At 62.5% G+C, this 13330-nt stretch carries 15 protein-coding genes; all 15 read left to right on the top strand.

All coding sequences use genetic code 11. The features are described from left to right. Nucleotides 1-101 precede the first annotated feature (101 nt). The 15 genes from phnG to phnN all read left to right on the top strand — a co-directional run bounded on the left by phnG (nt 102) and on the right by phnN (nt 13084). Nucleotides 102-578 (top strand): phosphonate C-P lyase system protein PhnG, encoded by a 477-nt coding sequence (gene phnG / locus GA0061103_RS20745; protein WP_092714546.1) that lies wholly within the window; start codon nt 102-104, stop codon nt 576-578. Next, the gene (phnH, locus tag GA0061103_RS20740) at nt 578-1204 is read left to right on the top strand and encodes a phosphonate C-P lyase system protein PhnH (protein WP_092714544.1); all 627 of its coding nucleotides are present in this window, start codon (nt 578-580) and stop codon (nt 1202-1204) included. Before phnG ends, phnH begins: the two co-directional genes overlap by 1 nt. A gap of 3 nt (nt 1205-1207) precedes the next feature. Continuing rightward, a complete protein-coding gene (locus GA0061103_RS20735; RefSeq protein ID WP_092714542.1) occupies nt 1208-2317 on the top strand; it encodes a carbon-phosphorus lyase complex subunit in 1110 nt (369 codons plus the stop codon). After that, the gene (locus GA0061103_RS20730) at nt 2314-3210 is read left to right on the top strand and encodes an alpha-D-ribose 1-methylphosphonate 5-phosphate C-P-lyase PhnJ (RefSeq protein WP_092714540.1); all 897 of its coding nucleotides are present in this window, start codon (nt 2314-2316) and stop codon (nt 3208-3210) included. Before GA0061103_RS20735 ends, GA0061103_RS20730 begins: the two co-directional genes overlap by 4 nt. Beyond that, complete coding sequence (gene phnK / locus GA0061103_RS20725) at nt 3207-3983, top strand: phosphonate C-P lyase system protein PhnK (RefSeq protein ID WP_092714538.1); 777 nt, start codon at nt 3207-3209, stop codon at nt 3981-3983. The genes GA0061103_RS20730 and phnK overlap by 4 nt, the downstream gene beginning before the upstream one ends. A 9-nt stretch (nt 3984-3992) precedes the next feature. Next, nucleotides 3993-4700 carry a phosphonate C-P lyase system protein PhnL gene (gene phnL / locus GA0061103_RS20720; RefSeq protein ID WP_092714536.1) on the top strand — a complete coding sequence of 236 codons (708 nt, stop codon included), beginning with the start codon at nt 3993-3995 and terminating at the stop codon, nt 4698-4700. Further along, entirely contained in the window at nt 4697-5314 is a 618-nt protein-coding gene (locus GA0061103_RS20715; RefSeq protein WP_092714534.1) for a DapH/DapD/GlmU-related protein, read from the top strand. The genes phnL and GA0061103_RS20715 overlap by 4 nt, the downstream gene beginning before the upstream one ends. Nucleotides 5315-5408: 94 nt before the next feature. Then, nucleotides 5409-5963 carry a pyridoxamine 5'-phosphate oxidase family protein gene (locus tag GA0061103_RS20710; protein WP_092714532.1) on the top strand — a complete coding sequence of 185 codons (555 nt, stop codon included), beginning with the start codon at nt 5409-5411 and terminating at the stop codon, nt 5961-5963. Between the two features lie 223 nt (nt 5964-6186). Next, nucleotides 6187-7041 carry a phosphonate ABC transporter ATP-binding protein gene (phnC, locus tag GA0061103_RS20705; RefSeq protein ID WP_092714530.1) on the top strand — a complete coding sequence of 285 codons (855 nt, stop codon included), beginning with the start codon at nt 6187-6189 and terminating at the stop codon, nt 7039-7041. Nucleotides 7042-7136: 95 nt separating this feature from the next. After that, entirely contained in the window at nt 7137-8048 is a 912-nt protein-coding gene (gene phnD, locus GA0061103_RS20700; RefSeq protein WP_092714528.1) for a phosphonate ABC transporter substrate-binding protein, read from the top strand. A 66-nt stretch (nt 8049-8114) separates the two neighbouring features. Beyond that, a complete protein-coding gene (phnE, locus tag GA0061103_RS20695; RefSeq protein WP_092714526.1) occupies nt 8115-9095 on the top strand; it encodes a phosphonate ABC transporter, permease protein PhnE in 981 nt (326 codons plus the stop codon). An 8-nt stretch (nt 9096-9103) separates the two neighbouring features. Continuing rightward, entirely contained in the window at nt 9104-10450 is a 1347-nt protein-coding gene (phnE, locus tag GA0061103_RS20690; protein ID WP_092714524.1) for a phosphonate ABC transporter, permease protein PhnE, read from the top strand. Between the two features lie 189 nt (nt 10451-10639). Beyond that, the gene (locus GA0061103_RS20685) at nt 10640-11332 is read left to right on the top strand and encodes a DUF1045 domain-containing protein (RefSeq protein ID WP_092714522.1); all 693 of its coding nucleotides are present in this window, start codon (nt 10640-10642) and stop codon (nt 11330-11332) included. A 10-nt stretch (nt 11333-11342) separates the two neighbouring features. After that, nucleotides 11343-12482 (top strand): alpha-D-ribose 1-methylphosphonate 5-triphosphate diphosphatase, encoded by a 1140-nt coding sequence (locus GA0061103_RS20680; protein ID WP_092714520.1) that lies wholly within the window; start codon nt 11343-11345, stop codon nt 12480-12482. Then, nucleotides 12479-13084: a phosphonate metabolism protein/1,5-bisphosphokinase (PRPP-forming) PhnN gene (phnN, locus tag GA0061103_RS20675; protein ID WP_092714518.1), complete on the top strand. Its 606-nt coding sequence runs from the start codon at nt 12479-12481 to the stop codon at nt 13082-13084. Before GA0061103_RS20680 ends, phnN begins: the two co-directional genes overlap by 4 nt. Nucleotides 13085-13330: the final 246 nt, after the last annotated feature.

Here is a 13330-nt window from a genome sequence, read left to right as displayed (position 1 = left end):
CTCGCCCACTCGCCCTGTCACACGCTTGTCACGACTCACTAATAAATATAAGACTATCTTGTATGGTTGTCTATATCAATAGACATTTAGAGGAAGGCGCGATGAATTCAGCACAAAGGCAGGAAGCGGCCGCCCAGGAGCGCCGGGAACGCAAGCGCGTTGCCGATCTTCTGGCGCAGGCGCAGCGCGACGAGCTCGAGGCGGCCTGGGAAGCATTGCCGACCAAGCCGACGGCACAGCCGGTGCGCGGCCCCGAGACCGGGCTCGTCATGGTGCGCGGCCGCATCGGCGGCGGCGGTTCGCCCTTCAATCTCGGCGAGGTCACGGTGACACGGGCCACCATACGGCTGGCATCGGGCACCATCGGCCATTCGCATGCGCTCGGTACCGATCGGGAAAAGGCCCGGCTTTCGGCCATCTTCGACGCCTTGTGGCAACAATCCGCCACCAAGGAATTCGTCGAGAAAGCGGTTCTGCAGCCCGTCATCGACCGCATTACCGAATATGATCGCAAGCGCGCCGAAGAGACGGCCGCGACCCGCGTCGATTTCTTCACCATGGTTCGCGGAGAAGATTGATGAGCCTGTTCAGCACCCCGACTTTCGGCAACGAGGCCCTGACCGGCGGTTTCAGCGATCCGGTCTTCGACGCGCAGAGCGTCTTCAAGATGACGATGGATGCCATGGCACGCCCGGGAACCATAGAGGTCATCACGGCCGATGCTGCACCGCCTGCCCCACTCGGTATCGCCGCCGGCGCCATCGGACTGACGCTTTGCGATCATGACACGCCGGTCTGGCTTTCCAACAGCCTCGCAAGATCGAGCCTTTCCGAGTGGCTGGCCTTCCACACCGGCGCGCCCGTTATTTCCGAGCGGCTGGAAGCGCATTTCGCCTTCATCGAAGCCGGCATGGCGCTTTCCTCCTTCAGCCAGTTCGGCATCGGCACCCAGGAATATCCCGACCGCTCGACGACCATCGTCTTGGAAATCCAGAGCCTGGAAGGCGGCAAGCAACTGGCGCTTTCCGGCCCCGGCATCAAGGATGTGACCATGATCGCCCCGGTCGGGCTGCCGGATGCGCTGCTGCGCATCTGGAACGACAATCGCGCGCTCTTCCCGCGCGGCGTCGACCTCATCCTGACGGCTGGCCGGCAATTCCTCTGCCTGCCGCGCACCACCAAGATCACCGCGACGGAGTTGTGACATATGTATGTTGCCGTTAAGGGTGGCGAAGCCGCCATCGCCAATGCTCACCGGCTGCTGGCCGACCGTCGCCGCGGCGACCGCTCGCTGCCGGCCGTCGGCATCGACCAGATCGTGGCGCAGCTGGCGCTCGCCGTCGACCGCGTCATGGCCGAAGCCTCGCTTTATGACCGGACACTGGCCGCACTCGCCGTTCGCCAGGCGCGCGGCGACATGATCGAGGCGATCTTCCTGCTCAGAGCCTACCGCACGACGCTGCCGCGTTTCGGCTACTCCCAGCCGCTCGACACCACAGTCATGAAGATTGAGCGCCGCATCTCGGCGACCTACAAGGACCTGCCCGGCGGCCAGCTGCTGGGGCCGACCTTCGACTATACGCACCGCCTGCTCGATCCCAGCCTCTTGACCGACGAGCCCGTGGACGAGCCGATGCAGCGCCCGGCCGAGCAGGGCCGCATCATGCGCGTCTCGGAAATCCTCGGCCAGGAAGACCTGATCGAAGGCGACGGCACCATGCCGGTTGATCACGAGATCGGCGATCTGACGCGCGAGCCGCTGGAATTCCCGATGACCCGTGACCTTCGCCTGCAGGCGCTCGCCCGCGGCGACGAGGGCTTCCTGCTGGCGCTCGGCTATTCGACCCAGCGCGGCTATGGCCGCAACCATCCGTTCACCGGCGAAATCCGCATCGGCGAAGTCGAGGTGGAATTTGATGTGCCGGAACTCGGCTTTGCCGTCTCGCTCGGCCGCATCCAGGTGACCGAGTGCCAGATGGTCAACCAGTTCGCCGGCTCGGCCAAGGCGCCGCCGCAATTTACCCGCGGCTACGGCCTGGTCTTCGGCCAGAGCGAGCGCAAGGCCATGGCGATGTCGCTGGTCGACCGCGCGCTGCGCGCCGAAGAACTCGGCGAGGATATCGTTGCGCCGGCTCAGGACGAGGAATTCGTTATCTCCCACTCCGACAACGTGCAGGCAACCGGCTTCGTCGAACATCTGAAGCTGCCGCACTATGTCGACTTCCAGGCCGAACTCGACCTGGTGCGGCGCATGCGCCGCGATTTCGAGGCCGCTCGCGAAAGCGGCATGGACCCCATGACGGAGGCAGCCGAATGACCGAACTGGCCACCTACAACTTCGCCTATCTCGACGAGCAGACCAAGCGGATGATCCGCCGCGCCATTCTGAAGGCGATCGCCATTCCCGGCTATCAGGTGCCTTTCGCCTCGCGCGAGATGCCGATGCCTTACGGCTGGGGCACCGGCGGCGTGCAGCTGACGGCCGCGATCATCGGCCCGCAGGACGTGCTGAAGGTCATCGACCAGGGTGCCGACGACACGACTAATGCCGTCTCCATCCGCGCCTTCTTCCAGAAGGTCGCCAATGTCGCTGTCACCACCCGCACGGACGAGGCGACCATCATCCAGACGCGCCACCGCATTCCGGAAGCCAAGCTCGGGCCGAACCAGGTGCTCGTCTACCAGGTGCCGATCCCGGAACCCTTACGCTTCCTGGAACCGCGCGAGACCGAGACGCGCAAGATGCACGCGCTCGAGGAATACGGCCTCATGCATGTGAAGCTCTATGAGGATATCGCCCGCAACGGCCGCATCGCCACGACCTATGACTATCCGGTCAAGGTCGCCGGCCGCTACATTATGGATCCGTCGCCGACGCCGAAGTTCGACAATCCGAAAATGCACCTGTCCGATGCGCTGCAGCTTTTCGGCGCCGGCCGTGAAAAGCGCATCTATGCAGTACCGCCGTATACCGAAGTCGTTAGCCTCGATTTCGAGGATCATCCGTTCGAGGTGCAGCGCTTCGACAAGCCCTGCGCGCTCTGCGGCGCCGAACAGGTCTATCTTGACGAGGTGATCCTCGACGACAAGGGCGGCCGCATGTTCGTCTGCTCCGACACCGATTTCTGCGAAGACCGTCGTGCTCACGGCCATGCCGGTACGATGCTGGCATCCGATGGATTGCCGGGTAGCAAGGAGGCTGCCGAATGAGTGACTCACCGCTTCTCAAGGTCAAGGACATCTCGAAATTCTATGGCAGCCGCATCGGCTGCCGCGACGTGTCCTTCGAGCTTTGGCCCGGCGAGGTTCTCGCCATCGTCGGTGAATCCGGCTCTGGCAAGACGACGCTGCTCAACTGCATCTCGACACGGCTGCTGCCGACAACGGGCAGCGTCGAATACCATATGCGCGACGAGGCCTATCGCGACCTGTTCCGTATGAACGAAGCCGAGCGTCGCTTCCTGATGCGGACCGACTGGGGCTTCGTGCATCAGAACCCGGCCGACGGCCTGCGCATGACGGTTTCGGCCGGCGCCAATGTCGGCGAGCGGCTGATGGCGATCGGCAACCGCCACTACGGCAACATCCGCAACACCGCCATCGACTGGCTGGAGCGGGTCGAGATCGATGCCGACCGCATCGATGACCAGCCACGCGCCTTCTCCGGCGGCATGCGCCAGCGTCTGCAAATCGCGCGCAATCTGGTGACCGGCCCTCGCCTCGTCTTCATGGACGAGCCGACCGGCGGCCTTGACGTGTCCGTGCAGGCCCGCCTGCTCGATCTGGTGCGCGGCCTCGTCAACGATCTCGGCCTCTCGGCCATCATCGTCACCCACGATCTCGCCGTCGCCCGGCTGCTCTCGCACCGCATGATGGTGATGAAGGACGGCCAGGTCATTGAGCACGGCCTTACCGACCGCGTACTCGACGATCCGCGCGAACCCTATACGCAACTGCTGGTCTCTTCGATCCTGCAGGTCTGAGGACATAACATGGCAACCCCACTCGTCGTTTCCGAAGTCTTCAAAAGCTTCACCATGCATCTGCGCGACGGCATTCGCTTGCCTGTCGTTGCCGATGTCTCCTTCTCCGTCGCCTCGGGCGAATGCGTCGTGCTCGGCGGCCCCTCCGGCATCGGCAAGAGCTCGCTCTTGAAAATGATCTACGGCAACTACGCCGTCGACAGCGGCCAGATCCTCGTCACCCATAAAGGCAGGATCGTCGATCTTGCGACGGCCGACCCGCGCACCGTGCTCGACGTGCGTCGTCAGACCATGGGCTATGTCAGCCAGTTCCTGCGCACCGTGCCGCGCGTCGCCGCCATCGATGTGGTTGCCGAGCCGCTGGTGGCCCGTGGTGTGGCCGTGGCCGAAGCCCGCGAACGGGCAGCGGAGCTGCTGGCCCAGCTGAACCTGCCGCAGGAACTCTGGCAGCTGCCGCCCGCCACCTTCTCCGGCGGCGAGCAGCAGCGCGTCAACATCGCCCGCGGCTTCATTACCGATCACGCCATCCTGCTGCTCGACGAGCCCACGGCATCGCTCGATGCCCGCAACCGGGCCGTCGTCGTCGACATGATCGAACAGAAGAAGGAAGCAGGCGTCGCACTGCTCGGCATCTTCCATGACGAGGAGGTGCGCGAGGCCGTCGGCAGCCGCATTCTCGACGTCTCGCAATTTTCGCCGCGAAAGGCAGCCGCATGAGCAGGAAATTGGGCGAAACGCCCTTCATCAGCGCTTCGGCGAGCGTCAACAACTCGACGCTCGGCCGCTATACCGAGGTGTCGGATCGCTGCCGCATTGATGAAGTCGAGATCGGCGACTATTCCTACATCATGCAGGATGGCGGCGTCTGGTGCGCGACGATCGGCAAATTCGTCAACATTGCCGCCGCCGTGCGCATCAACGCCACCAACCATCCGACCTGGCGCGCGACGCTCCATCACTTCACCTATCGCGCCGCCGATTATTGGCCAGATGCCGATATGGAGACGGATTTCTTCACCTGGCGGCGCGACAACCGGGTCGTGATCGGCCACGACGTCTGGATCGGCCACGGCGCGACCGTGCTGCCCGGCGTCACGGTCGGCAATGGCGCCGTCATCGGTGCAGGCGCCGTCGTCTCCAAGGACGTGGCTCCGTACACTATCGTCGGCGGCGTACCAGCGAAGCTGATCCGCGAGCGCTTCACGCCTGAGGTTGGAGCGCGCATGGACAGGCTTTCATGGTGGGATTGGGATCACGACCGCCTGCGCACGGCGCTCGCCGATTTCCGCGCCCTTTCAGCGGAAGAATTTCTGGATCGCTACGAGGCCTGAGAACGGTTTCTACCCTCATCGGACTTGCAAGGCGCCGACAGGCGATCCAGCTTTCAAACGAGCCTTGCAAGTTCGGAATCGGGAGGCGTTCCTCATGGCAAAGCAGTTTTCCAGCATCGACGACCGGCTGCGCGATTTCATCACGCGCCAGCACATCTTCTTTACGGCATCGGCGACAGCAGAGTCCCGTGTCAATGTTTCGCCGCGCGAAGCGCTGTGCCTGCGCATCATCTCCCCGAATACCGCCATCTATCTCGACCGCACCGGCAGCGGCAACGAGACGTCTGCCCATATGAAGGCTGACGGCCGGCTGACCATCATGTTCTGCGCGGTTGAGGGACCGCCGATGATCCTGCGCCTCTATGGCCGCGGCCGGATCATCCATCGATCGTCGCCCGAATATCGCGAATTACTGCACACACATTATGCCGGAGACGAGCCGCTCGGCGCGCGGCAGATCGTATGGCTCGACATCGATCTGGTGCAGACATCCTGCGGCTTCGGCGTGCCGCTCTTTTCCTATGAAGGCGAAAGACCGAGCCTCGATCAATGGGCTAAAGCCAAAGGTCCTGATGGTATTGAGGAATACCGGCGCGAGAAGAATGTCCTCAGTATGGACGGTTTGCCGACGGGCTTATTTGACGGCTAAAGACAAGCAAACCTCTCAGCCGGCTAATCTTGCAAAATCGAGCCGGATTGTAACAGCAGTTACACAAAACTGACATTGGAGCTTCATGAAGCGGGACTAATCGGTTGCCTTGTGGTTGGCGCCAGCCCCCTCGAAACTCCTTTCGAGGCAGGGGCACGCGCCCATTCTTTGCACCGGTATCGCTGAAATTTCTGCAGCCCGGCAGCCGCGAAAGGGAAGCAACATGTTCGAACTCAGGAATGTCTCGCGCCGCTTTGGAAACAAGCTCGCCGTCGATTCCGTGACTTTGGACATACCGCAAGGACAGATGGTCGGCGTCATCGGCCGGTCCGGCGCCGGCAAATCCACCCTGCTGCGCATGATCAACCGTCTGGCCGACCCGAGCTCCGGCTCCATCCATTTCTCCGGCACCGAAGTTTCGAAGCTCAGCGGCCGCGCTCTGCGCAGCTGGCAGCGCGATTGCGCCATGATCTTCCAGCAGTTCAATCTGGTCCCGCGTCTCGACGTGCTCACCAACGTCATGCTCGGCCGCCTCAATCATCGCTCGACCATCATGAGCCTGCTTTCTGTCTTCACCCGCGAGGAGCGTATCGAAGCCATCGCAGCGCTCGAGCGCCTCGGCATCGAGCAGACGGCGCTGCAGATGGCCGGCACGCTTTCCGGCGGCCAGCAGCAGCGCGTCGCCATCTGCCGCGCCTTGATGCAGCAGCCGAAGATGATGCTCGCCGACGAGCCGATCGCCTCACTCGACCCGCTCAACGCCAAGATCGTCATGGACGCGCTGCGAGATATCAACGAGCGCGAAGGCATCACCGTCATCACAAACCTGCACACGCTGGATACGGCACGCAACTATTGCGAACGCATCGTCGGCATGGCGGCCGGCAAGGTCGTCTTCGACGGCAAGCCTACCGATCTGACGGCGGCCGCCGTCAAGGAAATCTACGGCACCGACAAGGACGGCGCCGGCATCGACGAGACCATGACGTCGACCTCCATCAACATCGCCGATCCGGCCGCACAAGCCGCGACGACTGAATCTGCCGGCCCGCAACCGCTGGCACTGGCCGGTCTCTGAGAGGGACGGCCGGGATCGAAGGCCCGCGTCAAGGGCGCATTTCTTCTATCAGACCGAAGACATCCGGGGACACCGGTTAATCAGGAGACGAACCCATGTTGAAGAAAGCACTCTTTGCCGCTACGGCGCTTGTTGCGCTCGCAGCCGGCGCTGCGGCTAACGCTGCAGATCTCAAGGAATTCCGCGTTGGCATTCTCGGCGGCGAAAACGAAGCCGACCGTCTGCGCAACTACGCCTGCCTCGCCGACCACCTGAAGAAGGAATTCGGCTTCGAGAAGGTTTCGCTGTTCCCGGCCGCCGACTATGACGGCGTTATCCAGGGCCTGCTCGGCGGCACGCTCGACTTCGCAGAACTCGGCGCTTCCGGCTACGCAGCCGTCGCCATCAAGGACCCGAAGGCCGTTACCCCGATCTTGACCACGCAGCAGACCGACGGCTCGACCGGCTACTACTCGATCGGTCTCGCTCTCAAGTCCTCCGGCATCAAGACCATCATGGACGCCAAGGGCAAGAAGCTCGGCTACGCCGACCCGGACTCCACCTCGGGCTACCTCGTTCCGCTGACGCAGATCCCGAAGACCACCGGCGTTCCGAACGACAAGTTCTTCGCTTCGACCCAGTTCAACGGCGGCCATGAAAACAACCTGCTCGCCGCCTATGACGGCAAGGTCGACGTTGCTGTCGACGACTCCTCGGGCGTTGGCGATTTCAAGGACGGCTTCACCTCCGGCACCTTCCGCAAGGAAGTCGACAAGGGCGCCGTCGACCCGAACAAGCTCGTCGAAGTCTGGCGTTCGCCGCTGATCCCGAACGGCCCGCTCGTTGTTCGCAACGCTCTCGGCACCGAATGGCAGGCCAAGCTTTCGGACTTCTTCATGAAGCTCCCGACGGCTGACGCCAAGTGCTTCAACGCCGTCGAAGGCGGCGATTTCAAGGGTTATGTCAAGGTTACCCCGGACTTCTACAACGCCGTTATCGACGTTCGTAAGGCTGCCATCGGCGGCTGATCCGCATTCCGATAATTGGGCGGCCGGCAACGGCCGCCCTTTTGCTATTCACAAAGGCTGGATTTGATGACGATCGCCGATACGCACCCGAACATGCAAAGCGCGCCACAGAGCGCCAAGGAGATCGGCGATGCCTGGAGCAAGATGGTGGCCAAGCGCCGCCTCTACACCGGCATCGGCCTCGTGATCCTGCTCGTCGCCTTCGTCAGTTCGGTCCGCTTCGCCGACGAAAGCAATGCCGGCCACTTCTTCGAGCGACTGCCGCATCTCTTCGATTTCCTGAGCTGGCTTATCCCCAAGGACTGGAACGACGTCTACCGCGCCCTTTTCGACCTGCCGAGCCCGAATGGGGCGAACGGCGCCGGCGGTGAGGAATTCAATTTCCCGCTCGGCCGCGTCTATGTCTGGGGCGATTTCTACATTCCCGAATATTTCGAGCTGATGATCATCACCATCAACGTGGCGCTGGTGTCGACCATCATCGGCTTCGTCTTCGCGGTGCCTCTGGCCTTCTTCGCCGCCCGCAACATGTCGCCATCTAATCCAGTCCGCCTGGTGACGAAGCGCATCATGGAATTCCTGCGGGCCTTCCCGGAAATCGTCATTGCCGGCCTGTTCTCCGCGATCCTGTCGATCGGCCCGATTGCCGCGATCATCGCCGTCGGCCTGCATACGATCGGCGCGCTCGGCAAGCTGTTCTACGAAGTCGTCGAAAACATCGACATGAAGCCGGACGAGGGCATGCGCGCCGTCGGTGCGAGCTGGACGGAGCGCGTCCGCTTCGCCGCCATGCCGCAGGTTCTGCCGAACTTCATGTCCTATGCGCTGCTGCGCCTCGAGATCAATGTCCGCGCCTCAACGATCATCGGCGCCGTCGGCGGCGGCGGTATCGGCGAGGAGCTGAAGCTTTCGATCTCGCGCGGCTTCGGCGCCAAGACGATGGCACTCGTGCTGCTGCTCTTCGTGACCATCATCGCCGTCGACCAGTTCTCCGCATGGCTCCGCCGCCGTCTCGTCGGCGAGCATGCCTTTCTTTTGCAGCATTGAGGTTGACCATGTCCGTCATCGACGCCGGCCGTATGCAGGAAATCGAAGCGCGCTATCCGGAGATCCTTCACCGGTCCTTCCGCCAGCGCTTCGGCGCGCTGATGATGTTCATCGGCGTCATCCTCTATGGCATCTATGCCGTATGGTTCTTCGATCTGCCGAAGGTCATCTCGGAAGCGCATTGGGAGCGCGTCGGCATCTATCTCAGTGAATGGGTGAGCTATGACGTGCAACCGGAGTTCCGCATCTCCGGCGACAAGATCAGCATCAAATATCCGCGCTTCTCGCCGCTGGGCGACAATCCGAACCCAGATTGGGTGAAGACCAACCCCGACGGCAGCATGACGGTTTCCGTCAGCGGCACAAGCCGCACGGTGACGGTGACGAAGACGCAGGCGATCGTCACGGCGCATGGCATCACCATCCCGATCGACATTACCGGCGACACGCCGAAGCTCGTCGGCTCCGAGCCCGTTCCCAGCTGGATGACCGTCTATGACGACAATATCCTGGTCAACCTCGGCTTTGCCGGCGATGCCAGCATCTCCTCGGATCGCGTGAAGATCCGCAAGCGCTTCATCGGCTGGGCCAATTTCGTCTTCGACACACACTCGCCCTTCTTCGACAAGCCGGCGAGCGAGGTCATCGGCCTGATCGTTTCCGGGCCACGGCTGGACCCTGCTCAGTCCAATCTCTCGCTGGCCTTCGACAATATCTGGAACAATGGCGCCTGGCAGCATGGCGACGTCTGGACCAAGCTGTTCCAGACCATCGTTATGGCCTTCCTAGGCACGCTGCTCGGTTCGCTCGCGGCTTTCCCGCTCGCCTTCCTGGCCGCCCGCAACATCACGCCGAACCGGCTGCTCAATCAGATATTGAAGCGCTTCTTCGACTTCCTGCGCTCGGTGGACATGCTGATCTGGGCACTGTTCCTGACCCGCGCCTTCGGCCCCGGCCCGCTCGCCGGCAGCGGCGCGATCTTCCTCACCGAGACGGGCACGCTCGGCAAGCTCTATTCCGAGGGCCTTGAGAACATCGACAACAAGCCGCGCGAAGGCGTGAAGTCCACCGGCTCGCCGACCATTCTCGTGCATCGCTACGGCATCATGCCGCAGATCGTTCCGGTCATCGTCAGCCAGACGCTCTACCAGTGGGAATCGAATGTGCGCGGCGCGACCATCATCGGCGCCGTCGGTGCGGGCGGCATCGGCCTCAAACTTTGGGAAGCCATGCGCACCAATGCCAACTGGGAAAATGTCGCCTATATGGTGCTTTTGATCCTGATCGTCGTCTTCCTGTTCGATGCCGCATCCAACGCCTTGCGCTCGCGGCTGATGGGGACGCGGGTCAGATAAAAAAGAACCAGAAAAAATCGTTCCGCATCATCATTCTGTCACGGGAATCCGGTAGCGCAGGCCGGCAAGACCGTAACGGTCAAGCCGGCTTTAGCCGGATTCGAATCGTTGCTGCCTTGCTGCTCTTGCGGTTTGTCGCAAATCACCCAACAGTGTCCCGCGCAGCCGATTTTTCCAAGGAATGCAGCCTTGCGCTATGCTCTCTATTTCACGCCGCCCAAAGACGACCCGTTGACGTCGCTTGCCGCCCGTTGGCTGGGCCGCGATGCATTTTCCAATGAGATTTTTTCCGACAAAGCCATGGGACCCGTGCCGGAAGGCCATGCGGAGCTGACGGACGATCCGCGCCGCTACGGTTTCCATGCCACGCTGAAGGCGCCTTTCGAGCTGGCCGCCTCGGTGACCGAGCGCGATCTGCTCGAGGTTGCCGCGGAATTCGCCGCGCAGACCAAAGCCTTCACCATTCCCGAGCTTGTGCTTGGCCAGCTCGGCCATTTCTTCGCGCTGGTGCCCGGCTCGCTTTACCAGCCGCTGCAGGATTTCGCCTCACGCGTGGTCAAGACCTTCGAGCCGTTCCGCGCGCCGCTTTCGGACCATGACATTGCCCGGCGCAAGCCGGAGGGACTCACCGAACCACAGCGCGCCAACCTGCTGCGCTGGGGCTATCCTTACGTCAACGACGAGTTCCGCTTCCACATGACGCTGACGGGACGCGTGCCCTCCGAGCGTCAGCCCGAATTGCAGGCAATCCTCGCCGAGCGCTTCGCCGAGCACACCGGCAAGCCGCTCGACATTTCCGGCCTCGCGATCTTCGCCGAAGATGAGCGCGGCGCTCCCTTTACCGTCCGTTCCTGGCTGCCGCTGACCGGCGCTTCAAAGTGAAAGACCTGACATGACCAAAGAAACCGTCCTTTCCAACGCCCGCATCGTCCTCGAAGACCAGATCGTCGAAGGCTCCGTGCTGATCCGCGACGGTCGCATCGCCGCCATTTCCGAGGGCAAGTCTGCAGTCGGCGAGGATTTCGAAGGTGACTTTGTGATTCCCGGTCTGGTCGAGCTGCATACCGACCATCTGGAAGCGCATTACTCTCCGCGCCCAGGCGTGCGCTGGAACAAGACGGCTGCCATCCAGGCCCATGACGCCCAGGTCGTCACATCAGGCATCACCACGGTGTTCGACTGCCTGCGCATGGGCTCGGACGAGGATGGCGGTTTCGAAAAGGGCGAGATGCGCGACATGGCCGACGCCATTCAGGCAGCCCAGCGCGAAGACCGCCTGCGCGCCGACCACCTGATCCACCTGCGCTGCGAAGTCTCCTCCGACAACGTTCTCGACCACTTCCAGGATTTCGAGAAGGATGCTTACGTCCGTCTGGTCTCGCTGATGGACCATGCGCCGGGCCAGCGCCAGTTCCAAACCATGGATCAGTACATCTTCTACTACCAGAAGAAGCGCGGCCTGAGCGATGAGGTCTTTGCCCGTTTCGTCGCCAAGCGGCAGGAAGAATCGGCAAAGTACGCCACACCGAACCGCGACGCGATCGCCAAGGTCTGCGCCGAGCGCGGCATCACCGTCGCCAGCCACGACGACGCGACGCTTGCCCATGTCGACGAAGCCATCCACTATGGCGTTCGCCTCGCCGAATTCCCGACCAGCGTCGAAGCCGCAAAGGCTTCGCATGGCGCCGGCATGAGCGTGCTGATGGGCGCGCCGAACATCGTGCGCGGCAAGTCGCATTCGGGCAATATCGCCGCTCGCGATCTTGCCGAGCTTGGCGTACTCGATGTTCTTTCCTCCGATTACGTGCCGCTCAGCCTGCTGCACGCGCCCTTCATCCTGGCAGATGAAGTCGAGGGCATCTCGCTGCCGCAGGCGATTGCGATGGTGACGGCGACGCCTGCAAGAACCGTCAGCCTGAACGACCGCGGCCGCATTGCCGAAGGCCTGCGCGCCGATCTCGTGCGCGTTCGCCGCGACCACGGCGTGCCGGTCACGCGGTCGGTCTGGCGGGAAGGACGGCGGGTCGCATGAGCGCGGACGCCAACACCAAGCCGGCTCATGACGGCTTGTCGGATGCCGCTTCGGGCACGTTGGCTGTTGTCGTCGGCCCGAGCGGTGCCGGCAAGGATACGCTGATGAACCTGGCTGCCCGGCATTTCGCCGGCCGGCCCGATATTCACTTCGTCCGCCGCGTCATCACCCGCGATGGCGAGGCCGGCAACGAAGATCACAGAAGCGTTTCCGATGCCGACTTCGATGCGATGGAGAAGACTGGCGCCTTTGCCGTGTCCTGGGAGGCGCATGGGCTGAAATACGGCATCCCAGCCGATATCTTCGCTGAACTTGCGCGAGGCAATCTGGTCATCGCCAATGGCTCGCGCTCGGCGCTGCATCATTTCCAGGCTGCATTCCCGCGTCTGAAGGTCATCAACATCACGGCGTCACGCGACGTGCTTGCCGAACGGCTGATGGCGCGCGGACGCGAAAGCCGCGAGGACGTGCTGAAGCGGCTGGAAAGAAGCTCCCTGACCGTTCAGGGCAGCTACGACGTCGCCGATATCGACAACAGCGGCACGCTCGAAGAGGCGGAACGCGCGATCATTTCCGTGCTGGAAGCGTTGGTCCGGAAGTAAGAGCGCTGAAGCCGCCCAATCTCGCCCCTGGCGGGCGAGAAAGCAATTTCAATGGCTTAGAAATTGCGATACCGAAGGCTCCGCATACTCCGGAGCTTGGCGCAATTTCTAAGCCATTGAAATTGCAAGAGAGGGGCCTTTTCTTGCGTAAATCGTCTCAGGGTTCAGCTTGCCCCTGTCCGCCCCCGCCCTTGCAAAATCTAGCACTTAGCCTTGCGGCTAAATACTGATTTTGCTTTCCCGCCC

It is taken from the genome of Martinezella multihospitum (genome assembly GCF_900094585.1).
Taxonomy (GTDB): Bacteria; Pseudomonadota; Alphaproteobacteria; order Rhizobiales; family Rhizobiaceae; genus Rhizobium; species Rhizobium multihospitium.
This window is presented reverse-complemented; position numbering and strand designations above follow the sequence as displayed.

Excerpts from the sequence above, each read along its gene's own strand:
- GA0061103_RS20710 (WP_092714532.1), top strand. The coding sequence starts at position 5,409 with ATGGCAAAGCAGTTTTCCAGCATCGACGACCGGCTGCGCGATTTCATC.
- phnC (WP_092714530.1), top strand. The coding sequence starts at position 6,187 with ATGTTCGAACTCAGGAATGTCTCGCGCCGCTTTGGAAACAAGCTCGCC.
- GA0061103_RS20730 (WP_092714540.1), top strand. The coding sequence starts at position 2,314 with ATGACCGAACTGGCCACCTACAACTTCGCCTATCTCGACGAGCAGACC.
- phnN (WP_092714518.1), top strand. The coding sequence starts at position 12,479 with ATGAGCGCGGACGCCAACACCAAGCCGGCTCATGACGGCTTGTCGGAT.
- GA0061103_RS20735 (WP_092714542.1), top strand. The coding sequence starts at position 1,208 with ATGTATGTTGCCGTTAAGGGTGGCGAAGCCGCCATCGCCAATGCTCAC.
- phnL (WP_092714536.1), top strand. The coding sequence starts at position 3,993 with ATGGCAACCCCACTCGTCGTTTCCGAAGTCTTCAAAAGCTTCACCATG.
- GA0061103_RS20680 (WP_092714520.1), top strand. The coding sequence starts at position 11,343 with ATGACCAAAGAAACCGTCCTTTCCAACGCCCGCATCGTCCTCGAAGAC.
- phnE (WP_092714524.1), top strand. The coding sequence starts at position 9,104 with ATGTCCGTCATCGACGCCGGCCGTATGCAGGAAATCGAAGCGCGCTAT.
- phnH (WP_092714544.1), top strand. The coding sequence starts at position 578 with ATGAGCCTGTTCAGCACCCCGACTTTCGGCAACGAGGCCCTGACCGGC.
- phnD (WP_092714528.1), top strand. The coding sequence starts at position 7,137 with ATGTTGAAGAAAGCACTCTTTGCCGCTACGGCGCTTGTTGCGCTCGCA.
- phnG (WP_092714546.1), top strand. The coding sequence starts at position 102 with ATGAATTCAGCACAAAGGCAGGAAGCGGCCGCCCAGGAGCGCCGGGAA.
- phnE (WP_092714526.1), top strand. The coding sequence starts at position 8,115 with ATGACGATCGCCGATACGCACCCGAACATGCAAAGCGCGCCACAGAGC.
- GA0061103_RS20715 (WP_092714534.1), top strand. The coding sequence starts at position 4,697 with ATGAGCAGGAAATTGGGCGAAACGCCCTTCATCAGCGCTTCGGCGAGC.
- phnK (WP_092714538.1), top strand. The coding sequence starts at position 3,207 with ATGAGTGACTCACCGCTTCTCAAGGTCAAGGACATCTCGAAATTCTAT.